Source organism: Pseudooctadecabacter sp., assembly GCF_965657175.1.
Taxonomy (GTDB): Bacteria; Pseudomonadota; Alphaproteobacteria; order Rhodobacterales; family Rhodobacteraceae; genus Octadecabacter.
This window is the reverse complement of record NZ_CBFHNH010000013.1, coordinates 42,810-63,856: the sequence shown is the minus strand read 5'-3', so window position 1 is coordinate 63,856 and position 21,047 is coordinate 42,810. Positions and strand designations below refer to the sequence as shown.

Annotated in this window: 25 protein-coding genes; 15 read left to right on the top strand and 10 right to left on the bottom strand. The window is 60.4% G+C overall.

Features of this window, described 5'->3' with window-relative positions; genetic code table 11:
- Nucleotides 1-15: 15 nt before the first annotated feature.
- The 7 genes from sdhD to ACTG36_RS11735 all read right to left on the bottom strand — a co-directional run bounded on the left by sdhD (nucleotide 16) and on the right by ACTG36_RS11735 (nucleotide 4,289).
- A complete protein-coding gene (gene sdhD, locus ACTG36_RS11765; RefSeq protein WP_296418605.1) occupies nucleotides 16-387 on the bottom strand; it encodes a succinate dehydrogenase, hydrophobic membrane anchor protein in 372 nt (123 codons plus the stop codon).
- Between the two features lie 12 nt (nucleotides 388-399).
- Nucleotides 400-783, bottom strand: coding sequence for a succinate dehydrogenase, cytochrome b556 subunit (sdhC, locus tag ACTG36_RS11760; protein WP_375280727.1), 384 nt, complete (start codon nucleotides 781-783; stop codon nucleotides 400-402).
- A 153-nt stretch (nucleotides 784-936) separates the two neighbouring features.
- The gene (locus tag ACTG36_RS11755) at nucleotides 937-1,620 is read right to left on the bottom strand and encodes a DUF1194 domain-containing protein (protein ID WP_439142426.1); all 684 of its coding nucleotides are present in this window, start codon (nucleotides 1,618-1,620) and stop codon (nucleotides 937-939) included.
- 56 nt (nucleotides 1,621-1,676) lie between these two features.
- Complete coding sequence (locus ACTG36_RS11750) at nucleotides 1,677-2,708, bottom strand: MaoC family dehydratase (protein WP_375280725.1); 1,032 nt, start codon at nucleotides 2,706-2,708, stop codon at nucleotides 1,677-1,679.
- On the bottom strand, nucleotides 2,705-2,911 hold the full coding sequence (locus tag ACTG36_RS11745; protein ID WP_375280724.1) for a DUF1737 domain-containing protein: 207 nt from the start codon (nucleotides 2,909-2,911) through the stop codon (nucleotides 2,705-2,707). The genes ACTG36_RS11750 and ACTG36_RS11745 overlap by 4 nt, the downstream gene beginning before the upstream one ends.
- Nucleotides 2,902-3,447 carry an NnrU family protein gene (locus ACTG36_RS11740; protein ID WP_375280723.1) on the bottom strand — a complete coding sequence of 182 codons (546 nt, stop codon included), beginning with the start codon at nucleotides 3,445-3,447 and terminating at the stop codon, nucleotides 2,902-2,904. Before ACTG36_RS11740 ends, ACTG36_RS11745 begins: the two co-directional genes overlap by 10 nt.
- The gene (locus ACTG36_RS11735; protein WP_375280722.1) at nucleotides 3,444-4,289 is read right to left on the bottom strand and encodes an HpcH/HpaI aldolase/citrate lyase family protein; all 846 of its coding nucleotides are present in this window, start codon (nucleotides 4,287-4,289) and stop codon (nucleotides 3,444-3,446) included. The genes ACTG36_RS11740 and ACTG36_RS11735 overlap by 4 nt, the downstream gene beginning before the upstream one ends.
- 185 nt (nucleotides 4,290-4,474) lie before the next feature.
- On the opposite strand from ACTG36_RS11735, the gene ACTG36_RS11730 reads away from it, so the two are divergent.
- Entirely contained in the window at nucleotides 4,475-4,780 is a 306-nt protein-coding gene (locus ACTG36_RS11730; RefSeq protein ID WP_375280721.1) for a hypothetical protein, read from the top strand.
- A gap of 11 nt (nucleotides 4,781-4,791) precedes the next feature.
- On the opposite strand, the gene ACTG36_RS11725 is transcribed toward ACTG36_RS11730, so the two are convergent.
- Nucleotides 4,792-5,535 carry a sulfite exporter TauE/SafE family protein gene (locus ACTG36_RS11725; protein ID WP_375280720.1) on the bottom strand — a complete coding sequence of 248 codons (744 nt, stop codon included), beginning with the start codon at nucleotides 5,533-5,535 and terminating at the stop codon, nucleotides 4,792-4,794.
- 217 nt (nucleotides 5,536-5,752) lie between these two features.
- On the opposite strand from ACTG36_RS11725, the gene mdh reads away from it, so the two are divergent.
- From mdh to ACTG36_RS11655, 14 genes are all read left to right on the top strand, one after another.
- Nucleotides 5,753-6,715 (top strand): malate dehydrogenase, encoded by a 963-nt coding sequence (gene mdh, locus ACTG36_RS11720; RefSeq protein WP_375280719.1) that lies wholly within the window; start codon nucleotides 5,753-5,755, stop codon nucleotides 6,713-6,715.
- 201 nt (nucleotides 6,716-6,916) lie between these two features.
- Nucleotides 6,917-7,120 (top strand): hypothetical protein, encoded by a 204-nt coding sequence (locus ACTG36_RS11715; protein ID WP_375280718.1) that lies wholly within the window; start codon nucleotides 6,917-6,919, stop codon nucleotides 7,118-7,120.
- Between the two features lie 158 nt (nucleotides 7,121-7,278).
- On the top strand, nucleotides 7,279-7,482 hold the full coding sequence (locus ACTG36_RS11710; protein ID WP_375280717.1) for a hypothetical protein: 204 nt from the start codon (nucleotides 7,279-7,281) through the stop codon (nucleotides 7,480-7,482).
- A 170-nt stretch (nucleotides 7,483-7,652) separates the two neighbouring features.
- Nucleotides 7,653-8,846, top strand: a complete 1,194-nt coding sequence (gene sucC, locus ACTG36_RS11705; protein ID WP_375280716.1) for an ADP-forming succinate--CoA ligase subunit beta — start codon at nucleotides 7,653-7,655, stop codon at nucleotides 8,844-8,846.
- A gap of 47 nt (nucleotides 8,847-8,893) precedes the next feature.
- Entirely contained in the window at nucleotides 8,894-9,775 is an 882-nt protein-coding gene (sucD, locus tag ACTG36_RS11700; RefSeq protein WP_375280715.1) for a succinate--CoA ligase subunit alpha, read from the top strand.
- A 48-nt stretch (nucleotides 9,776-9,823) separates the two neighbouring features.
- Nucleotides 9,824-10,882: a hypothetical protein gene (locus ACTG36_RS11695; RefSeq protein ID WP_375280714.1), complete on the top strand. Its 1,059-nt coding sequence runs from the start codon at nucleotides 9,824-9,826 to the stop codon at nucleotides 10,880-10,882.
- On the top strand, nucleotides 10,879-13,839 hold the full coding sequence (locus ACTG36_RS11690; protein WP_375280713.1) for a 2-oxoglutarate dehydrogenase E1 component: 2,961 nt from the start codon (nucleotides 10,879-10,881) through the stop codon (nucleotides 13,837-13,839). The genes ACTG36_RS11695 and ACTG36_RS11690 overlap by 4 nt, the downstream gene beginning before the upstream one ends.
- Nucleotides 13,839-15,377, top strand: a complete 1,539-nt coding sequence (gene odhB, locus ACTG36_RS11685) for a 2-oxoglutarate dehydrogenase complex dihydrolipoyllysine-residue succinyltransferase (RefSeq protein ID WP_375280712.1) — start codon at nucleotides 13,839-13,841, stop codon at nucleotides 15,375-15,377. The genes ACTG36_RS11690 and odhB overlap by 1 nt, the downstream gene beginning before the upstream one ends.
- Nucleotides 15,378-15,455: 78 nt before the next feature.
- The gene (locus ACTG36_RS11680) at nucleotides 15,456-15,839 is read left to right on the top strand and encodes a cupin domain-containing protein (protein ID WP_375280711.1); all 384 of its coding nucleotides are present in this window, start codon (nucleotides 15,456-15,458) and stop codon (nucleotides 15,837-15,839) included.
- Between the two features lie 14 nt (nucleotides 15,840-15,853).
- Complete coding sequence (locus ACTG36_RS11675) at nucleotides 15,854-16,240, top strand: MAPEG family protein (RefSeq protein ID WP_375280710.1); 387 nt, start codon at nucleotides 15,854-15,856, stop codon at nucleotides 16,238-16,240.
- The gene (locus ACTG36_RS11670) at nucleotides 16,237-16,773 is read left to right on the top strand and encodes a hypothetical protein (protein WP_375280709.1); all 537 of its coding nucleotides are present in this window, start codon (nucleotides 16,237-16,239) and stop codon (nucleotides 16,771-16,773) included. The genes ACTG36_RS11675 and ACTG36_RS11670 overlap by 4 nt, the downstream gene beginning before the upstream one ends.
- Nucleotides 16,770-17,183, top strand: coding sequence for an MAPEG family protein (locus tag ACTG36_RS11665; RefSeq protein WP_375280708.1), 414 nt, complete (start codon nucleotides 16,770-16,772; stop codon nucleotides 17,181-17,183). Before ACTG36_RS11670 ends, ACTG36_RS11665 begins: the two co-directional genes overlap by 4 nt.
- 72 nt (nucleotides 17,184-17,255) lie before the next feature.
- Nucleotides 17,256-18,644, top strand: coding sequence for a dihydrolipoyl dehydrogenase (lpdA, locus tag ACTG36_RS11660; protein ID WP_375280707.1), 1,389 nt, complete (start codon nucleotides 17,256-17,258; stop codon nucleotides 18,642-18,644).
- 161 nt (nucleotides 18,645-18,805) lie between these two features.
- Nucleotides 18,806-19,648, top strand: coding sequence for a TerB family tellurite resistance protein (locus ACTG36_RS11655; RefSeq protein ID WP_375280706.1), 843 nt, complete (start codon nucleotides 18,806-18,808; stop codon nucleotides 19,646-19,648).
- Here ACTG36_RS11655 and ACTG36_RS11650 read toward each other — a convergent pair.
- Nucleotides 19,645-20,295, bottom strand: coding sequence for a GntR family transcriptional regulator (locus tag ACTG36_RS11650; RefSeq protein WP_375280705.1), 651 nt, complete (start codon nucleotides 20,293-20,295; stop codon nucleotides 19,645-19,647). The two genes, ACTG36_RS11655 and ACTG36_RS11650, sit on opposite strands and share 4 nt — an antisense overlap.
- Before the next feature lie 31 nt (nucleotides 20,296-20,326).
- Complete coding sequence (locus ACTG36_RS11645; RefSeq protein WP_375280704.1) at nucleotides 20,327-21,016, bottom strand: M48 family metallopeptidase; 690 nt, start codon at nucleotides 21,014-21,016, stop codon at nucleotides 20,327-20,329.
- Nucleotides 21,017-21,047: the final 31 nt, after the last annotated feature.

The window sequence follows — 21,047 nt, the reverse complement described above, 5'->3', positions numbered from 1 at the left end:
CAGACCTCGAAATTCTTAAAGTGCAATCCGCACGATTGCGAAAACGCCAGCAGCCGCCGCGGCGTAGCTGAGGCAGATGGACCCGATGATCAGCGCCTTGCGGGCGAAACCATGGACGTAGTCCTCGATCAGTGTTTGCACGCCACCTTTGAAGTGCAGGAAGCCCACCAGCAATGTCAGGATGCCGACAATGGCCGGGAACGGCCGCTGGTAGTAGGCGGCCGCGTCTTCATAGGACATGCCCAGCGCGTAGCCGAAGGTGAAAACAAACAAAGGGATGAGCCCCACAAGGGCCACCGACGACACCATCATCTGCCAGTGGTGTTCGGTCCCGGATTTCGCGGAGCCAAGGCCCGCAGCGCGTTTGCGGTCAGTCAGAAATGCCATTGCCCTGCCCCCTTAAAGTACGATGACGGTGAAGATCGTCAGCAACACCGTGCCAACAACCATCGCCTGGGCGAAAAGTTCGGATCTCTCGACGTCCAGCATGTGGCCGCTGTCCCAGATCAGGTGCCGGATGCCGCCCAGCGTGTGATACCAGATGCAGGCCACAGAGCCGAGCATGACAAGATCGCCAAACCAGCTGGTGATGAACCCGTTGGCGCGGGCATACGCCTCAGGCCCTGATGCCAGCGCCGCGAACCACCACACGGCCAAAAGCGCGCCAACGATCAGCGCGTTGCCCGTGATGCGCACGAAGATCGATGAAATCGACGTCCACTGCGGGCGATAGATCATCAAGTGAGGAGACAGGGGGCGGTTGCCCCGATTAACATCGGCCATATCGGTTCCCTTAGGCTTGGTCACATGCGGCTATGCCGTGACAGGTCTTACGTTTCTTTTAACGCAATCTGCGGTCTTGTCACGGCGCGTGAGCGGTAACGGGTGCGGAATCTTGACGCGGTTGGGCGGTTTTTTCACGTTTGTGATCACACGTTATTCTCTAGTGATCACAAACTGGTCGCTTTCTGCCACAGCCTGCGTCAGTTCGCGGTAAAGCTTACGGATGATCTGTTCGGGGTATTCATCGAACCCGTTTGCCGTCACCGCAAAGGCCCCCGGCCCGATGATGACGTTGTCTTCAAACCAGGTCGTAAGATCGAAACCGGAATTCTGGATGACCAGCGCGTTGACGGTCACGCCTGCGGCCTCAAGCGCGGGCCAATGGTCGGAGGGAAAGCTGCCTTCGTTGCTGATCCCGTCGCCTGAGATATCGATCACGTGGCGTTTGCACCCGTCGACGATGGCGAAATAGGGCAGCGCCAGCTGCATGGCCTCCCCGATTGCGGTTGAGAAATCACGCCACAGGCGCGGCACGGTGGCGACTTGAAAGGCAAAGGCGGCCACATCATCGGGGCTGTTCATTTGCGTCCAGTTGATCACCACCGTCTGGCGGCCTGTACCAGTCCATTGCATCAGGGCGACCTGCGCCTTGCCCTCAACCAGTGCAGCCATGACGCGGCGGTCCGTCAGACCTGCGGCAAGGCCGTCCATCTGGATGCGGTATTCGTCGCCATCCACCGACCCTGACACATCCACCGCCAGCATCAATGCCACCTCGCAGGCGTGGGCTGCGGGGGCGGCAGTGGCGATCAGTCCGGCAAGCAACAGGGGTTTCATGGCATAACCCTAGCCGCACCGGTCCGATCTGCAAAATCACGGGTCTGTTGGGGGGGCTAGACGGGCATCAGCGCCCAATAATCGAGGTCGAGCAGCACATCGGGGTGATATTTGCCGTCCTCGCCTTTCAGCACACCCGCAGCGCTGCCCTTTGTCGCCACGAGCCGCAACCGGATGGCACCGACGCCGGGTGCGGGGGTGTCTGCTGTCTCCAACACTTCGGACCACGCGCGGACGGTATCGCCTGCAAAGGCGGGGTTGGCATGGGCGCCACCGTTGATCGCGACCATAAACTCCGCCCCCTCAAGCCCGTTGAACGACAGCGCGCGCGCCATGGAGATGATGTGCCCGCCATAGATCAGCCGCTGGGCTTGGGGCCGTGCAGTGATGTCAAAATGGACCTTGGCGGTGTTCTGCCACAGCCGCGTGGCCATCATGTGTTCGGCCTCAGACAGGGTCACGCCATCCACGTGGTCGATGATTTCGCCCACCTTATAATCACCCAACCGGTGGGGGGCGCGCACGCCGCTTTGGTCATAGCCGCTGAAATCAAGGCCTGCGGGTACGGCCAGACCGGCGGCTGCCACATGTGACGGCAGATCGGGCACGACCGGATCGGGGGCCGGTGCCGCCGCATCCCGTTTGCGGACCATGACCCAGCGCACGAAGGTCAGCACGTCCTCACCGGCAGCATTCATGCCGGTCGTGCGAACCCAGACGATGCCCGTTTTGCCGTTGGAGTTTTCCTTGAGGCCAATGATTTCTGTCACCGCACCCAGACTGTCACCCGGATAGACAGGCCGCAGCCAGCGCAGATCGGCGTAGCCTAAATTCGCCACCGCATTCAGGGAAATGTCCGGTACAGTCGCGCCAAAGACCTTGTGAAACACGATCATGTCATCCATCGGCGCGCGCGGCAGGCCCACGATTTGCGCCAAGGGGTCGGACACATTCACCGCAAAGCGTGTGGGGTAAAGCGCCTGATAGAGCGCGCGTTCGCCTTCGCCCACGGTGCGCAGGGGGCCGTGACGGAACGTCTGGCCGATGCGGTAGTCTTCGAAGAAATGCCCTGCGTTTGTCTTGGTCATTGTTGGCCCAGTTTCATGTCGGGGGAATAGTCAGCGTCGATTTCTTTGGTGACGGCCTGCCCGCAGCGCAGCACGCCGTTCGCCTGATCAAAGGTGTATTGGGGATCGCCGTGCAGCACCCAGCCTTTGGACAGCGCGTCAGAGACTTTGTGACAAAAGGCGGATGTGTCGTCCTCTGTCAGAAATCGGTAAATTACCCCCATGGTGTGACCCCCAGCCAGTGATGAATAAGCATGACGATGACGGTGACGACCAAAGTGGCCACGACCGCGATGATTTCGGATTTGATGGGCGGTGCGTGATAGGCCCCGCGCGGGCCTTGCGCGCGGTTGATGACGACCATTTCGGCCAGCGCCCAGACGGCCATACCGCCGAACAGAACGAAAGATGCGACATCGCCGTTGACCAACAGATGTGCCACCGCCCAGACCACCACGGCAGTCAGTTGCGGATGCCTGATGGCGCGGGTGACGCGGGTGCCTTTTCCGGACGCCGCAAAGAGGTAAAACGCCAAGACCATCAACAGGTTGTTGAGCCAGACCAGCCCGTTGCCCCGCCCCCAATAGACAGCCCCGTCCGCCCAGCGGTAGCCCAGCACCATCAGGACAATCGCCAACACCGATCCCCCCGCGACGATGCCTTTACCGGCGTCCCCAAAAGACGCACGGTGACCCGGTGCGGCCCGTTTCCAAAAATGGACCCCCGCCCAAATCACCAGTCCTAGAATTATAAGTGTCATTGCCCTTCACCCTCCGCGATGGCCTTTGCTTTGGCCAGCGTGGCGCGGGCGGTCACGATGTGCAAGTTTTCGACGATTTTGCCGTCGACGACGGCGACACCTTGCCCGGCGGCCTCGGCCTCCGCGAAGGCCGCGATTTGACGTTGGGCGAGGTCGATTTCGGCCTCTGTCGGGGCGAAGGCGGCGTTGGCGATGGCCACTTGCGCGGGGTGGATCAGGGTCTTGCCGTCAAAGCCCATGTCGCGGCCCTGTTCGCATTCGACCTTGAACCCCTCTTCGTCTTTGAACGCGTTGTAGACCCCATCAACGGCCACGACCCCGTGGGCGCGGGCGGCCAGCAGACACATCTGCAACGCGCTCAGCAGCGGTTCGCGATCTGCGCGGTGGCGCGTGCCAAGGTCCTTGGCCAGATCGTTGGTGCCCAGAACGAAGCCTTCGATCTGGGGGTGGGCCGCGATCTGGGCGGCGTTTAACACGCCCAGCGGTGTTTCCATCATCGCCCAGATGGGTTTGTCGGTCAGCGCCGCAAGGGCATCCACATCGGCGGCAGAATTGACCTTGGGCAGAAGCACCGCGTCGCACTCCATGGTGTGGGCGGCCTTGGCATCGTCGCGTCCCCATTGGGTGTCCAGCCCGTTGATGCGCACCACGCGCAGCCGGTGGCCGTAGCCGCCAGTGCCCAGTTCTGCGGCCAATGTGGCCCGTGCCGTGACCTTTTCATCGGGCGACACCGCGTCCTCAAGATCAAAGAGGATTACATCCACAGGCAGGCCACGGGCCTTGTCCAGCGCGCGGGGTTTGGAGCCGGGGATGTAGAGGGCGGACCGGTAGGGGTGGGACATGGGGCGACTCCGTTGCGACATATTATTGCGCCAAAGGGGTCAGAGTTTTGCGCATCTTGCAACCCCAAAATGCCGCAACGCAGCGGACATCGGGGCCGCGCAACACCACCGTGCGGTCACGTTAACCTTATTTGCACCGGTGCGGGCGCATGATTGTCCCCAGATTAACCCTGAAGGAGAGACCAATGAACGCCAAGATCATCGCCCTCACCTGTGCCGCCACCCTGATGGCCAGCGCCCCCGCCGCGCAATCGCGCAACTGCGGCCCACATGCTGTTGTGGTGGAACGCCTTGCTGCGGGCTACGGCGAAAGTCGTCAGTCTATCGGGATGTCATCCAACAACACGGTGGTTGAAGTCTTTGCCTCAACCGAGACAGGCACCTGGACCATCACTGTCACCCAACCGGGCGGGCCCACCTGCCTTGTGGCCAGCGGTGAGGCGTACCAGAACCTAAACGAAGATCTGCCCAATACCGATGAGGGCGCCTAAGCGCCCCCATCCTATCCGGTGACGCCGTCCCAGATCAGTTTGATCGATACCGCCAAGAGCGCCCAGATCACGAAGCCAAAGAACACGCGATCGGGCAGCCGGCGGGTCAATTGATAGCCAACAAAGACACCCAAGACGGCGGGCACGAACAACTTGCCCGCGACGGCCAGATTATCGACGCTGAATTGGCCCAAATAGTAATAAGGCACGATTTTGGTCACGTTCATGACCGCAAAAACAATGGTCGTGGTGCCCGCAAAGGCCAGCTTTGACAGCTTCAGGGGCATGACCCACATCTGCCAAGGCGGGGCACCTGCGTGACTGACAAAACTGGTGAACCCCGCAATGGTGGTCAAAACCACGCCTTTGCCCCACGTGGGGGATTGTTTGGGCGCATCAGCGCCGCTGCCCAACAGATATTTCAGCGCAAAACTTGCGCCGATCGTCCCGATGATCACCCGCACCAGATCGTCCGACACGATATGCGCGGTCAGCCAGCCGATGCCGCACCCCAGCACGGTGCCCACCGCCGCAATGCGCAGCAGGTCGCGGCGAAATTCGTGGCGGTAGGTCCAGACCCCAAAAATGTCCGAAAACAAGAACACCGGCAACAACAGCCCCGCTGCTGTCACCGGTGAGATGACCAGCGCCAGCAAGGGCACGGCCAGCATGCTGAACGCCGACAGCCCGCCCTTTGACAAGCCCGTGACAAAGGCGGCCAGCGCCCCGAGCATCCAAAACGCCAAGCCTTCCAAATCCGCTGTCCTTCACTTTTGGGAATCACGCCGATAGCGCGCATCACGTGCCGCCACCGGCCCGCGATATGACGCCACGCTAGCGCAAACAACGCCCTAGAAACAATGTCCTGAACCACGCGCGCCCGCGCCGCAGTGCAGCGCACTTGCGCGACGGGCGGCAAAAGACTACCCCTTGCGGCGATCTAACACGAACGGACACAAGGACCCATTCAACATGGCCAGACCCAAGATCGCCCTGATCGGCGCCGGTAACATTGGCGGCACTCTCGCCCACCTCGCAGCAGTCAAAGAACTGGGCGACGTGGTGCTTTTCGACATTTCCGAAGGCCTGCCGGAGGGCAAAGCCCTCGACATCGCTGAATCCGGCCCCTCCGAAGGGTTCGACGCTGCTATGTCCGGCACCCAGTCCTATGAGGACATTGCAGGCGCAGACGTCTGCATCGTCACCGCCGGCGTGGCCCGCAAGCCAGGCATGTCCCGCGACGACCTGCTGGGCATCAATCTCAAGGTCATGAAATCCGTCGGCGAAGGCATTGCAGCCCATGCGCCGGACGCCTTCGTCATCTGCATCACAAACCCGCTGGACGCGATGGTCTGGGCGTTGCGCGAATTCTCCGGCCTGCCCCACAACATGGTCTGCGGCATGGCGGGTGTTCTGGACTCTGCACGGTTCCGCCATTTCCTGGCTGAGGAATTCAACGTGTCCATGCGCGATGTGACGGCCTTTGTGCTGGGCGGCCACGGCGACACGATGGTGCCATCGGTGCGCTATTCCACGGTTGCAGGCATCCCCCTGCCCGACCTGATCGATATGGGTTGGACCACACAAGAAAAGCTTGATGCGATGGTGCAGCGCACACGTGACGGCGGTGCCGAAATCGTGGGCCTGCTGAAAACGGGCTCTGCGTATTACGCGCCTGCGACCTCCGCCATTGAAATGGCCGAAGCCTTCCTCAAGGACCAAAAGCGCGTCCTGCCCTGTGCCGCCTATTGTGACGGCGACCTTGGCGTCAAAGACATGTACGTGGGCGTGCCCACCGTGATCGGCGCTGGCGGGGTTGAGCGGATCGTGAACATCAAGCTGAACAAAGATGAGCAAGAGATGTTCGATACATCCGTCGCCGCCGTCAAAGGTCTGGTCGACGCCTGCAAGGGCATCGATTCGTCCCTGGGCTGAATCGAAATATGGTTAAAGAAAGGCGCTTCCGTGACTGGAGCGCCTTTTTTCATGTCATTGTCCCAAGTTTTGAAACAATCCGCGGCCAAATTCACGTCTGATCGGCGATTTGGTCCAATCCACGTGACTCAAGTTAACAAAAGATTAAATTGGGCCCCAGAGCGTCATCCAGACGCATTTTTCAAAACCTTGGGGGTTATCATGAAAACAACTATCGGCATCGCCGTCCTCGCCCTGACCGTGTCGGGCTGCGCTCCGACGGGCAATAACACTGTGTTCCTCGACAACGGCAACGACGTGTCATTCCTGCGTCAGGGGGCGTCTGCCTGTCCCAACGTGGGCACACAGGTTGGCGCGCAATATCCGCTGCGCTGCGGCCCACAACAGCAGGTGATCCCGCGCTAAACCGCGCTGCGATCACATAGGATTTCAACGGACGCGTCCCTCTTTGCGGGGGGCGCGTTCGTCGTTGAATGACCCTCGCCCACGGGTGACCGACAGCCTCGGCGCGAGGCATTCCTAGTCCGCCCGTGCGCACCTCCGGCGGCTTTCGGATATCCCCGATGAAATTCGATCGTTTGTTTGCTGTGGCCGCTGCCCTGTTAACGGCCTGTTCCGCTGTCTTTACCACCAGCCATGACACGTCGTTTGAACGGCAAGGGTCGGCCAAGTGCCTGAACGCGCCTGCGGCTGACCAGCCGATGCTCCAAGGCACTGCGTACAACCCGTTGCGCTGCGGGCCGCAGGCCCAGCCGATTCCGCGTTAAATCACTGTTAACCCTAACATCCGTTCGCGTTTGATATTTTGTGATCACACTTTTCAATCGTGTGATCACAAATGTCGCTTTTTCGGGTCTGATATCAAAAAAGTCATTTAGAGAGCGCTTCCGACAGGTTTATAGCGGGATCAACGCATATCAGACCGAGGGACGGCTTTATGAATATCCACGAATATCAGGCCAAGGCACTTCTTGCCCAGTTTGGCGCCCCTGTCAGCGACGGACGCGCTGTCCTGAAGGCAGAAGACGCCAAGACCGCCGCAGGCGAACTTGATGGCCCCCTTTGGGTGGTCAAGGCGCAGATCCACGCAGGTGGCCGCGGCAAGGGCAAATTCAAAGAGGCCGATGCAGGCGATGCAGGCGGTGTGCGCCTGACCAAATCCGTGCAAGAGGCCGCCGAGGAAGCCAAAAAGATGTTGGGCCGCACGCTGGTCACGCACCAGACCGGCCCTGCGGGCAAGCAGGTCAATCGCGTCTACATCGAAGACGGGTCCGGCATTGAAACAGAGATGTATCTGGCCCTGCTCGTCGACCGCGCCACATCGCGCATCGGGTTCGTGTGTTCCACCGAAGGCGGCATGGACATCGAAGAGGTGGCCGAGGCCACACCCGAAAAGATCCTGAACTTCACCGTTGATCCCGCCACCGGTTACCAGCCCTATCATGGCCGCCGCGTGGCCTTTGCGCTGGGTCTTGAGGGCCAGCAGGTCAAGCAGTGCGTCAAGCTGATGGGCCAGCTTTATAAAGCCTTCACCGAAAAAGACATGGAGATGCTGGAGATCAACCCGCTGATCGTCACCGACAAGGGCGACCTTAAGGTTCTCGATGCGAAAGTGGCCTTTGATGGCAACGCCGTCTACCGCCACAACGACATCGCCGCCCTGCGCGATGAGACGGAAGAGGACCCCAAAGAACTCGCGGCGTCCAAATACGACCTGAACTATATCGCGCTGGACGGCGAAATTGGCTGCATGGTCAACGGCGCGGGTCTGGCCATGGCGACGATGGACATCATCAAGCTGTACGGGGCTGAGCCTGCAAACTTCCTCGACGTAGGTGGCGGTGCAACCAAGGAGAAGGTGACCGAGGCGTTCAAGATCATCACGTCCGACCCCAACGTCAAAGGCATTCTGGTCAACATCTTCGGCGGCATCATGCGCTGTGATGTGATCGCTGAGGGCGTTGTGTCTGCGGTGAAGGAAGTGGGCCTGAAGGTGCCGCTGGTTGTCCGTCTTGAAGGCACGAACGTCGAAGAAGGCAAGCGCATCATCAACGAAAGCGACGTTGATGTGATTGCTGCTGACGACCTCAAAGATGGCGCGCAGAAGATCGTGAAAGCGGTCAAGGGCTGAACCCATTTCGCGGTTCGCCGCACCAAGATTTCTAAGGAGCCAACACCATGGCCATTCTCGTAAACGAAAACACTCGCGTGATCTGTCAGGGCCTTACGGGTTCGCAGGGGACGTTCCACTCCGAACAAGCCATCGCCTACGGCACCAAAATGGTGGGCGGCGTGACGCCGGGCAAAGGTGGGCAGACCCATCTGGACCTGCCGATCTTCAATTCCGTCCATGAGGCCAAGCACGTGACCGAGGCCAATGCCTCCGTCATCTATGTACCGCCCCCTTTCGCCGCAGATTCCATTCTTGAGGCGATCGATGCGGAGATGGAGCTGATCATCTGCATCACCGAAGGTATTCCGGTTCTCGACATGATGCGCGTCAAGCGCGCGTTGGAGGGCTCTGCCTCCCGTCTGATCGGGCCGAACTGCCCCGGTGTCATCACGCCCGATGCCTGCAAGATCGGCATTATGCCGGGTCACATCCACAAACGTGGGTCCGTGGGCGTTGTGTCCCGGTCTGGTACGCTGACCTATGAGGCTGTGAAACAGACCTCTGACAGTGGCCTCGGCCAGTCCACCGCCGTGGGCATCGGCGGCGACCCGATCAAGGGCACCGAACATATCGACGTTTTGGACATGTTCCTTGACGATGATGAAACCCAGTCGATCATCATGATCGGTGAGATCGGCGGCTCTGCCGAAGAGGAAGCCGCAGAATTCCTCGCCGAGCAGAAGAAGAAGGGCCGTTGGAAGCCCGTTGCCGGTTTCATCGCAGGCCGCACCGCGCCTCCGGGCCGCCGTATGGGCCACGCTGGTGCCATCGTGGCAGGCGGCAAAGGCGACGCTGAAAGCAAGATCGAAGCCATGAAATCCGCGGGTATCGTGGTGGCCGACAGCCCCGCGACACTGGGCGAGGCTGTGTTGAAGGCGATTGGCTAACATGGCTCAGCAGCGGCCCCTTTTCCTCAAACGTTCAGGGCTCGGCCTGTGCCGGGCGCTGCCATTTGGGCTGGGGGCCGTCTGACTATGGTGCCGGGGTCCGACAACCTGCGATATGATGGCGCAGAGGCTGATCGCCGCGCGATCATTCACATCGGGTTGCCGAAGACCGGAACGACGACCATTCAGTCGTTCCTTGCCCTGAATGCGGACGGGCTCAAGGCGCGGAACATTCACACACAGAACCCGGCAGACCATCCCGAATGGGGAAGAAATTTCCATGCAGGGGCCGCCACAGTGGCGCTGTCACGCAACAAGGTGCTGTATCAAAATCACCTCGTGCGCCGGAGCCTTGGGATTGAGACGTTCGATGATCAGGCTGAGTTGGCCGAGTCATTTGCGAAAAACTACGCGGCCTTCGTTAAACAGCGCGGGACCGGTTTGTATGTCATGTCCGGCGAGCCGATGTTCAACACCCTCAAATCGCCCGATCTGATCCGTGCGCTTGACGAATTTCTTGCGCAGTTCTTCGGAAAACGCACCTACCTCGTCTATCTCCGCGAACAGACCGACTGGGTCGCAAGTTCATTTTCGCAAGCGGCCGGCGCGGGGAGCGATATCTCGGTCGAAAAGATCATCAGCAACCTGACCCGCGAAAGCCAAAGCGCGCAGATCCAGAAGTGGGATGATATGCTGCCCGATGCAGGGTTCACATTGCGCCTCATGCATGCGGATCGGCTCAAGGATGCTGATCTGCTGTTGGACTTTTGCGCCGAGATCGGAACATCGCTGGACGGGCTCGAACGCCCGACCAACCGAAATATCGGATGGTCCGTGCCTGAAATTCGTATCTTATCCGCGGCACGCAAGATCGGGGCCTTTGCATCTGCCCGCTCCCTGCTTGTGCGCGCCCGCAATTACGGTCTGTTTCGCAAGGCGCCCAAATACCGCCTGACTGCCCAGCAGGCGCAAAAGGTGCGGACCCTCTGTGCGCCCTCAAATGAAACGCTGCGTCAGCGCTATTTTCCACATCTCACCGCCTTATTCCCGGACCCCAATCAGCCCCAAGACGGCACCCAACCGTACCCGCAAGAGGTCTCAACATGACTCACCAATCCCCCAACGACGTCTTCCATGCCTCCTCCTTCATGCAGGGGCACAATGCGGAGTATATCGAGCAGCTGTATGCCAAATACGCCGACAATCCCGGTGCAGTGGACGAACAATGGCAGGCGTTTTTCCGGTCCTTGGGCGATGCCCCTGCGGACGCCAAGGCGGAGGCCGCGGGGCCGAGCTGGGCACGCAGCGATTGGCCGCCGCAACCCAATGATGACCTGACTGCGGCACTCGACGGGCAGTGGGCGGCGGAGCCTGAGGCCGCTGGCAAGAAGATCAAGGACAAGGCCGCCGAGAAGGGCGTGCAGATCAGCGAAGAACAGGTACGGGCGGCCGTCCTCGATAGTATCCGTGCATTGATGATCATCCGCGCCTACCGGATCCGTGGTCATTTGGTGGCTGATCTGGACCCGCTGGGCATGCGTGACCAGACCCCGCATCCGGAACTGGACCCTGCGTCCTATGGCTTCACCGCCGCCGACATGGACCGCCCGATTTTCATCGACAATGTCCTTGGTCTGGAAATGGCCACGATGAATGAAATTCTGGCCATCGTGCAGCGGACCTACTGCGGCACGTTTGCGCTGCAGTACATGCATATTTCCAACCCCGAGGAAGCGGGCTGGTTAAAGGAACGCATTGAGGGCTTCGGGAAAGAGATTTCATTTACCCAAAACGGACGCAAAGCGATCCTGAATTCCATCGTGCAGGCCGAAGGGTTCGAGAAGTTCCTGCATGTTAAATATATGGGCACCAAGCGGTTTGGCCTCGACGGCGGCGAAAGCCTGATCCCGGCGATGGAACAGATCATCAAACGCGGTGGGCAGCTGGGCATGCAGGACATCGTGATCGGCATGCCCCACCGGGGCCGCCTGTCGGTCCTGGCCAATGTGATGAAGAAGCCCTACCGCGCGATCTTCAACGAATTCCAAGGCGGCAGCTTCAAACCGGAGGATGTCGACGGATCGGGCGATGTGAAATACCATCTCGGCGCGTCCAGCGACCGGGAATTTGACGGCAATTCCGTGCATCTGTCGCTGACCGCGAACCCGTCCCACCTTGAGGCCGTGAACCCGGTCGTTCTGGGCAAGGTCCGCGCCAAGCAGGACCAGATCAACGATGAAGACCGCACCAAGGTCATGGCGATCCTCCTTCACGGTGATGCTGCGTTTGCGGGCCAGGGTGTCGTGGCAGAGGGCTTTGGTCTCAGCGGGCTGAAAGGCCACAAGACCGGCGGCACCATGCATATCGTGGTGAACAACCAGATCGGCTTTACCACGGCGCCGCATTTCAGCCGGTCCAGCCCCTACCCCACGGACATCGCGCTGATGGTGGAGGCCCCGATTTTCCACGTGAATGGCGATGACCCAGAGGCTGTGGTCCATGCTGCCCGCGTGGCGACAGAGTTCCGCCAGAAGTTCCACAAGGACGTGGTCCTCGACATCATCTGCTACCGCCGGTTTGGCCACAACGAGGGCGATGAGCCCATGTTCACCAACCCGGTCATGTACAAAAAGATCAAACAGCAAAAGACAACGCTGACGCTTTATACCGAACGGCTGGTCCGCGACGGTCTGATCCCCGAGGGTGAGATCGAGGACATGAAAGCCGCCTTCCAGGCCCATCTGAACGAGGAGTTCGAGGCCGGGAAGGATTACAAACCCAACAAAGCCGACTGGCTGGATGGCAAGTGGTCCCATTTGGACAAGCGCAACAAGGACAAGTACCAGCGCGGCAAAACCGGCATCAAACCAGAAACCTTTGATGAGGTCGGCCGCGCCCTGACGTCCGTGCCGGACGGCTACCCCATGCATAAAACCGTGGGCCGTATTCTGGACGCCAAGGCCAAGATGTTTGAAACCGGCGAAGGCTTTGACTGGGCCACCGGTGAGGCGCTGGCGTTTGGCTCCCTGCTTACCGAAGGCTATCCGGTCCGTCTGTCCGGTCAGGATTCCACCCGCGGGACGTTCTCCCAACGGCATTCGGGCATCGTCAACCAAGAGACCGAAGACCGCTACTACCCCCTCAACAACATCCGTGAGGGGCAGTCGCGCTATGAGGTCATCGACAGCATGCTGTCTGAATATGCGGTGCTGGGTTTTGAGTACGGCTATTCGCTGGCCGAACCCAATGCGCTGACCCTGTGGGAAGCGCAGTTCGGTGATTTCGCCAACGGCGCGCAGATCATGTTTGACCAGTTCATCAGTTCCGGGGAAAGCAAATGGCTGCGGATGTCGGGCCTCGTCTGTCTGCTCCCCCACGGCTATGAGGGCCAAGGGCCGGAGCATTCCAGCGCACGGCTTGAACGGTTCCTGACCATGTGTGGCGGCGACAACTGGATCGTGGCCAATTGCACGACGCCTGCCAACTACTTCCACATCCTGCGTCGCCAGCTGCACCGCAGCTACCGCAAGCCGCTGATCATGATGACGCCGAAGTCGTTGTTGCGCCACAAGATGGCCGTCAGCAAGGCCGAGGAATTCCAGACCGGAAGCTCCTTCCACCGCGTGCTGTGGGACGATGCGCAATACGGCAATTCGGACACCACATTGGTGGCCGACGACAAGATCAAACGGGTCGTGATGTGTTCCGGTAAGGTCTATTACGATCTGCTGGAAGAACGCGATGCCCGTGGGATCGACGACGTCTACCTGATGCGGTTCGAACAATTCTATCCGTTCCCCGCGCAATCGGCGGTCAAGGAACTTGAACGGTTCAAAAACGCCGAAATGGTCTGGTGTCAGGAAGAACCCAAAAACCAAGGCGCGTGGTCGTTCATTGAACCCAACATTGAATGGGTCCTGACCCGCATTGGCGCCACCCACACACGGCCGGTCTATGCCGGACGGGCGGCAGCCGCGTCGCCCGCGACCGGTCTGGCGTCCCAGCACAAAGCACAACAAACGGCGCTCGTTGATGACGCGCTGACCATCGAAGGATCAAAATAATGACCGAAGTCCGCGTCCCTACCCTTGGTGAAAGCGTCACCGAAGCCACCGTCGCCACTTGGTTCAAAAAGCCCGGCGATAGCGTCGCGCAGGACGAAATGCTGTGTGAACTTGAGACAGACAAAGTCACGGTTGAGGTTCCGGCCCCCACCGCCGGCACGTTGTCTGAAATCGTCGCCGGCGAAGGCGACACCGTGGGCGTTGACGCCCTGCTGGCACAGATCAGCGCCGGAGGCGAAGCCTCCGACGACGCGCCCAAAGAGGCCCCCGAAGCCATCGACGCAGGTGCCGAGGATGTGAAGCCCCGCGAAGACGACCGCGCAGGCGGCGGCGATGAGATCGACGTCATGGTCCCCACCTTGGGCGAAAGCGTGACCGAGGCGACAGTCTCCACTTGGTTCAAAAAACCAGGTGAGGCATTCGAAGCCGATGAGATGCTGTGCGAATTGGAAACCGACAAAGTCTCGGTCGAGGTTCCGGCCCCCGCTGCCGGTGTCATGACCAAACTGCTGGCCGAAGAGGGCAGCACGGTTGAGGCCGGTGGCAAGCTGGCGATCATGTCCACCGACGCCAAGGCCCCCGCTACCGCACTGGCCAACAACGCGCCTGAAACCACCACTGCCCCCGCCGCCCAAGGCGGCGACGCTGGCAAGGACGTGGAAGACGCCCCATCGGCCAAGAAACTGATGGCGGAAAACAACCTGTCATCTGGCGATGTGGCCGGGTCCGGCAAGGATGGCCGTGTGATGAAAGAGGACGTGTTGAAGGCCCTTGAAGGGGGCGCGAAACCTGCCCCCGCAGCCGCAGCCCCCCGCGCGCCTGTGGCCGCCGATCAGGCCGCCCGCGAAGAACGGGTCAAAATGACCCGTTTGCGCCAGACCATCGCAAAGCGCCTGAAAGACAGCCAAAACACTGCCGCCATGCTGACCACCTACAACGAGGTCGATATGACCGAGGTCATGGCGCTGCGCAACGAATACAAAGACTTGTTCCTCAAGAAGCACGGTGTGAAACTGGGCTTCATGTCCTTCTTCACCAAGGCCTGCGTGCACGCTCTGAACGAAGTGCCCGAGGTCAACGCAGAGATCGACGGCACCGACATCGTTTACAAAAACTATGTCAACATGGGCATCGCCGCAGGCACGCCCACGGGACTGGTGGTGCCGGTGATCAACGACGCCGATCAGATGTCCTTTGCGTCCATCGAAAAGGCGATTGCCGAAAAGGGCGCTAAGGCGCGCGACGGCAAGCTGAGCATGGCGGAAATGCAGGGCGGGACGTTCACGATCTCCAACGGCGGTGTTTACGGCTCGCTCATGTCGTCGCCCATCCTGAACCCGCCGCAGTCGGGCATTCTGGGGATGCACAAAATCCAGGACCGCCCCATGGCGATCAAAGGTGAGGTCGTGATCCGCCCGATGATGTATCTGGCGCTGTCCTATGACCACCGGATCGTAGACGGCAAAGGGGCTGTAACGTTCCTCGTGCGGGTGAAAGAAGCGCTTGAGGATCCGCGGCGGTTGTTGATGGACCTGTGACCAAACACCTCGGCGTGGCGATGCAACCGGGCGTCGCCACCTGCGTTGCGTTGCACACGTAATTTGGAAGGAACCATCATGTCTTTGCCCGTCCACATTCCCGCCAGCGCCCCCGGTATTCGGGTCATGAACGAAGCCCGCAAAGGCGGGATGAAATACAGCCTATTGGTTGACGCAGAGGGGGGACCTTCGACCGATCTTTCACAGGGTATATTTTTCCTCGGTGCTGGTCATACGGAGGCGCTTCACCGCCACGACATCGTTGAAACGATGTACATTCTTGAGGGCACCGGCCACGCGTTGCTGTCAGATCAAAAGATCGATCTGGCCCCCGGTGACACGCTCTTTATCCCGGCTGGGCAACCGCACGGGTTTGTAGCCGAAACTGACATGAAGATGCTGTTTACATTTCCTGTACCTCGATTCAGCGATGTGACTTATCATTTCGAAAATGCCGCTTGATGTAAGGACGTATCATGACCCCCGAACTTACCTACCTTCTTTACGCGGCGATCCTGCTGGTCGCTCACACCCTCATCCAGGCGACATTTTCCGACCTGTCCAAAGGCCTTGGCTGGGCGCTGGGGCCGCAGGATGAGGACCGCGATCAGAATGTCATCGCGGCGCGCATCGAACGCAGCTTGCGCAACTATCTGGAAACCCTGCCGGCCTTCATCATCCTTGCGGTCATCATCGCGCTGACCGACGCCAGCACGTCGTCCACCGCCACAGGTGCGGCGGTCTATTTTTGGGCGCGTATCGCCTACATCCCCGCCTATGCCTCGGGTATCCCGCTGGTGCGGTCGGTGGCGTGGTTTGCGTCCCTCGCTGGCCTCGCGATGATGGCGCTGCCGCTCCTGTGACCTACGCCGCCGCCATAGCGGCCCGTCGGGCCTTTGCCCTGCCGGGCTATCCTACCTTGGCGGATGAGGGGTTTGACGGCGACTATGTCTGCCCCATCCAAATGACGTCAGGCAATCTGACGGGGCCCATGTTCATATCCAAAGACTGGCTGGATGCGCCGTCCGTGCGTCAGCACCGCCGGGTCCTGACCAAACAGGGTTACCTGCCCGACAATCCCTACAACCGCGTCATGGACATGGTGCTGGGCCTGCTGAATCTGACCCGTGCGGATATCTACATCACGCCCATTTTCCACCTGCTTACGCCCCAGCGCAGCAGCACCATCCCGCCCGCCCACGCGCGCGCGTCTTTTGACGCCGTGGGGCGACATGAACTGATGGGCCGCCGTCCTGTGGCCCTTGGTCACGACAGCGCCCGTGTCTTGCGGCACTTCGATGTGCCCCATGTGCAGGCCCCCCACCCGTCTGCCCGCACGGGCACATACGCGGCCAAAGCCGAACAGATCGCAGATGCCGCGAGGGCCGCCGCATGACAGACGAACTGACCATCCTTGCCCTTGCAGGGCTGCTGCAGGCGGTCCAGTTCGTCCTGATGGCCATGCCCGCGAACATTGAATTGGGGGTGGGCAAGACCGCCTCCCCCCGTGATCCCGACAAGATGGGCGGCAAAACCATGCTGGAACAACTGTCCACCAAAACCGGCCGTCTGGCGCGCGCCATGAACAACCATTTCGAGGCCCTGATCCTGTTCACGCTGGCCGTCGTTGTGGTCGAGCTCAGCGGACAGAACACCGCGCTGACAGCGGCCTGCGCCACGGCCTATCTGGCGGCCCGCGTTCTTTATATTCCGGCCTATTACTTCGGCTGGGTCCCGTGGCGGTCCTACATCTGGTTCGTTGGCTTTATCGCAACCGTCATCATGCTTATCTCAACCTTGATCTAACTTCATCTGGCCCGGAAAACTCTGGGGGTCCGGGGGCTGGCCCCCGGCGCGACCAACAAAGGAACACGACCCATGGCAAACTACGACGTTATCATCATCGGCTCCGGCCCCGGCGGCTATGTCTGCGCCATCCGCTGCGCACAGTTGGGTTTGAAAACGGCCGTCGTCGAAGGCCGGGACACGCTGGGCGGCACCTGCCTGAACGTGGGCTGTATCCCGTCCAAGGCCCTGCTGCACGCCACGCATATGCTGCATGAGGCGGAGCATAATTTTGCGGACATGGGCCTGAAGGGCAAGTCGCCGTCTGTGGATTGGAAGCAGATGCAAAGCTATAAGGCAGACACCATTGGCGCGAACACCAAGGGTGTGGAATTTCTGTTCAAGAAGAACAAGATCGACTGGCTCAAGGGGTGGGGATCAATCCCTGCGGCGGGTCAGGTCAAGGTCGGAGATGACGTGCATGAGGCGAAGAACATCATCATCGCGTCCGGGTCTGACGTGGCCCCGCTGCGCGGTGTTGAGATTGATGAGAAGACAGTTGTCAGCAGCACCGGCGCGCTGGAGCTGGGCAAAATCCCCAAGAAGATGGTTGTCATCGGTGCGGGTGTGATCGGGCTGGAACTGGGGTCGGTGTACAAACGTCTGGGCGCCGAGGTCACGGTTGTTGAATTCCTCGACGTGATCACGCCGGGCATGGATGCCGAAGTGCAGCGGACCTTCCAGAAGCTGTTGAAGAAACAGGGGCTTGAATTTGTCATGGGCGCCGCCGTTCAGGGTGTTGAGACAAAGGGCAACAATGCCACCGTCACCTACAAGATGCGCAGCGATGACAGCGAACACACCCTTGATGCGGACACGGTGCTCGTCGCCACAGGCCGCCGCCCCTTCACCGACGGGCTGGGTCTGGACGCTTTGGGCGTTGAGATGTCAGAGCGCGGCCAGATCAAAACCGATGGCCAGTACAAAACCTCCGTGGATGGGATCTATGCCATCGGGGATTGCATCGACGGCCCCATGTTGGCCCACAAGGCCGAGGACGAAGGCATCGCCTGCGCCGAAGGCATCGCCGGTCAGAAACCCCATGTGAACTACGACGTGATCCCCGGTGTGATCTACACCCATCCTGAGGTCGCGAATGTCGGCAAAACCGAAGAGCAGCTGAAAGAGGACGGCCGCGACTATAAGGTCGGCAAGTTCAGCTTTATGGGCAATGGGCGTGCGAAGGCGAATTTTGCAGCAGACGGCTTTGTCAAAATCCTCGCCGATGCGGCCACGGACCGGATTTTGGGGGCACATATCATCGGGCCGATGGCGGGTGATTTGATCCATGAAATCTGCGTGGCCATGGAATTTGGCGCAGCGGCCGAAGATTTGGCACGGACATGCCACGCGCATCCGACCTATTCGGAAGCCGTACGTGAGGCGGCCTTGGCCTGTGGGGATGGGCCTATCCACTCCTGATCCTGTTGATCCTTTTGTAGCGCCCGCCCAGCCTGAACCGGTTGCGGCGGGCGTTCTTTTTTGGGCCGGTCCGCCAGTCCCGAGTTTGACGCCACTGCGCCACATCTTCGCCCAAACCGGCCCCTACAACCTAAAGGAGTTAACCGTGATTTAGGTGTACAATGCGTCACATTTTCAAAACAACTCTTCCCGCTCTTGTCCTGATCCTTGGCGCATTGACCGCCACGCCCGCCACTGCTGGTGCCGGTAAATATGGGACCGATCTGCACTTTGTTGCCCAGACAACGATCCCAAGCCCCGGCAACGGCCAGACCATCGCGCTGTGCCATTTGGTGGATTACATGCACATTTTATTCGTGCCCGTTTACACAATCGTCGAAGGCTACGCCTTGGCGACAGACAATTGCGCCTCTGACACCTACCGCGATTTGAGCGCTGAAAATCTGGCCGATCTGCAGGCTGCTGGATTCATTGATACCAGCATTCCGGCGACGCCACAGGTGACGCTGGCGGATTTGGCGTGGGGCCATGCGTGGTTGATCGCGGGCGCCCTTGGCCTTCTTTTTCGGGGGCTGTCGATGCTACCACGTGGCAGGCGGCGGCGTGCGGCCACGCCCGACAATCTGGCCATTCATTCCTTGGTTGCTATGTCGCAGGTCGCAGTTGCGGATGGGCACATTGATGATCGCGAAATCCGGCAGATTTCCAGCATTCTGACACGGTTGACCGGACAGGGTTATTCTATCCAACAGGTGTCTGACCTGTTGCAGCAGTTGAACCCGTCGCCCAATGATCTGGTGCAGGTCGGTCAGGATCTGTCCGATGCCGACCGGCAAATCGTGCTGGAGGCCGCGCTGAACATTGCTGTGGCCGACGGTGAAATTCATCCCAGTGAATACGCGGTGGTGTCAGATTTGGCCCAGCGGATGACGATTGGGGCAGAGGCATTTCGCGGTGCCCTCAACCGCATTTCCGCAGATATGCAGACCGGCCAGCCGGTCTAGACCTTCAGCATCCGCAGACCTTGGGTGGCGTCCGATCGCACGGCGAGTTTCAGGCTCGCCTCGTCCCCTGCCTTGAGGGCTGCAAGGATCAGCTTATGATTGCGCGGGGTTTCGGTGCGGCGCAGGCGACCGTAAAGCTTGGACATGGTCGGGCCCAGTTGTAGCCAGACCGTTTCCGCCATGGCCAACATCGCGGGGGCTTGGGCGCGCAGATACAGCGTGCGGTGAAATTCGAGGTTCAGACGGATGTATCCTGGCGCGTCCTGCCGCGCGATCACCGGTGCGATGCGGTTGTTGATTTCCTCAAGTCGGTCGATCAAGGCAAGGTGGGCGCGCGGCAAGGCACGTGCGGCCAGTTCCGGTTCCAGCAGCGCCCGCAAGGTGGCGAGTTCTTCGATCCGTTCATTGCTGAGTTCGGGTGTCGACACGCGGCCTGATGAGGACAAAAACAACGCGCCTTCGGCCACCAAACGCCGCAAGGCTTCGCGGGCGGGGGTCATGGAGACGTCGAATTCCTTGCCGATGCCGCGCAGGGTCAGGGCTTGGCCGGGGTGGACCTCCCCGTGCATGATGCGCAGCCGCAAGGCGCGATAGACGCGGTCATGGGCCGCCCCTGTGGGTTCGGTCGCTTTGGATTGGATCAACATGGGACCGTTGTGATCACAAGCGCGCGCTTGGTCAATCGAAACGGACGCGGTGCAGGCTGCCACCGTGGTCTTTCAACCACGCACGGCAGGCCTTGTGATCGGGGAACAGGCGTTCAACCGTGGCCCAGAAACGCGGTGAATGATCCATATGTTGCAGATGCGCGACCTCATGTGCGGCGACGTAGTCAAGGACCTGTGGTGGGGCCATCACCAGCCGCCACGAATACATCAGATCGCCCACCGATGAACACGACCCCCAGCGGGTTCGTGTGTCGCGCAAAGACATTCGGCCATAAGGTTTGCCCAAGGCGGCGGCATACCTGTCGGAAGCCGCGGCCAGCGCATCACGCGCTTGCAGCTTCAAGAACGCCGCGACACGGGTGCCGACCTTTTCGGGGTCAGCGGGCACGATCAGCCCCTGCGGGGCCAACCGCGCCCGTTTCACGTCCCCCGCCACAATTGCCAGCGATTCACCGCGAAACGGCAGGCTGCCACCGATCCGCACTGGGGTTTCCGGCGCGATATCGGCAAGGTGTTTGCGCAGCCATGTTTCGCGGTCACGCAGAAAGGCCATTCCTTCGCGTTCGGGCACCCGTGGGGGCAATGTCAGCGTCGCGCGTCCGTCCAGCCGCGAGATCCGCAAGCTGAGCCTTCGCGCCCGCGCAGAGCGGCGCAGCAGGACTTCCACAGGGGGGTTGCCATCAAGGATCAAACAGCCCATATCCGCCTTTCAGTATTCACGTGCCAAACTC

Coding starts and splice junctions, on each gene's coding strand:
- sdhD (WP_296418605.1), bottom strand. CDS start 387: ATGGCATTTCTGACTGACCGCAAACGCGCTGCGGGCCTTGGCTCCGCG.
- ACTG36_RS11740 (WP_375280723.1), bottom strand. CDS start 3,447: ATGACACTTATAATTCTAGGACTGGTGATTTGGGCGGGGGTCCATTTT.
- ACTG36_RS11730 (WP_375280721.1), top strand. CDS start 4,475: ATGAACGCCAAGATCATCGCCCTCACCTGTGCCGCCACCCTGATGGCC.
- ACTG36_RS11665 (WP_375280708.1), top strand. CDS start 16,770: ATGACAGACGAACTGACCATCCTTGCCCTTGCAGGGCTGCTGCAGGCG.
- ACTG36_RS11735 (WP_375280722.1), bottom strand. CDS start 4,289: ATGTCCCACCCCTACCGGTCCGCCCTCTACATCCCCGGCTCCAAACCC.
- ACTG36_RS11745 (WP_375280724.1), bottom strand. CDS start 2,911: ATGGGGGTAATTTACCGATTTCTGACAGAGGACGACACATCCGCCTTT.
- ACTG36_RS11655 (WP_375280706.1), top strand. CDS start 18,806: ATGCGTCACATTTTCAAAACAACTCTTCCCGCTCTTGTCCTGATCCTT.
- ACTG36_RS11645 (WP_375280704.1), bottom strand. CDS start 21,016: ATGGGCTGTTTGATCCTTGATGGCAACCCCCCTGTGGAAGTCCTGCTG.
- ACTG36_RS11750 (WP_375280725.1), bottom strand. CDS start 2,708: ATGACCAAGACAAACGCAGGGCATTTCTTCGAAGACTACCGCATCGGC.
- ACTG36_RS11690 (WP_375280713.1), top strand. CDS start 10,879: ATGACTCACCAATCCCCCAACGACGTCTTCCATGCCTCCTCCTTCATG.
- ACTG36_RS11650 (WP_375280705.1), bottom strand. CDS start 20,295: ATGTTGATCCAATCCAAAGCGACCGAACCCACAGGGGCGGCCCATGAC.
- odhB (WP_375280712.1), top strand. CDS start 13,839: ATGACCGAAGTCCGCGTCCCTACCCTTGGTGAAAGCGTCACCGAAGCC.
- ACTG36_RS11755 (WP_439142426.1), bottom strand. CDS start 1,620: ATGAAACCCCTGTTGCTTGCCGGACTGATCGCCACTGCCGCCCCCGCA.
- sucD (WP_375280715.1), top strand. CDS start 8,894: ATGGCCATTCTCGTAAACGAAAACACTCGCGTGATCTGTCAGGGCCTT.
- mdh (WP_375280719.1), top strand. CDS start 5,753: ATGGCCAGACCCAAGATCGCCCTGATCGGCGCCGGTAACATTGGCGGC.
- sucC (WP_375280716.1), top strand. CDS start 7,653: ATGAATATCCACGAATATCAGGCCAAGGCACTTCTTGCCCAGTTTGGC.
- ACTG36_RS11715 (WP_375280718.1), top strand. CDS start 6,917: ATGAAAACAACTATCGGCATCGCCGTCCTCGCCCTGACCGTGTCGGGC.
- sdhC (WP_375280727.1), bottom strand. CDS start 783: ATGGCCGATGTTAATCGGGGCAACCGCCCCCTGTCTCCTCACTTGATG.
- ACTG36_RS11680 (WP_375280711.1), top strand. CDS start 15,456: ATGTCTTTGCCCGTCCACATTCCCGCCAGCGCCCCCGGTATTCGGGTC.
- ACTG36_RS11675 (WP_375280710.1), top strand. CDS start 15,854: ATGACCCCCGAACTTACCTACCTTCTTTACGCGGCGATCCTGCTGGTC.
- lpdA (WP_375280707.1), top strand. CDS start 17,256: ATGGCAAACTACGACGTTATCATCATCGGCTCCGGCCCCGGCGGCTAT.
- ACTG36_RS11710 (WP_375280717.1), top strand. CDS start 7,279: ATGAAATTCGATCGTTTGTTTGCTGTGGCCGCTGCCCTGTTAACGGCC.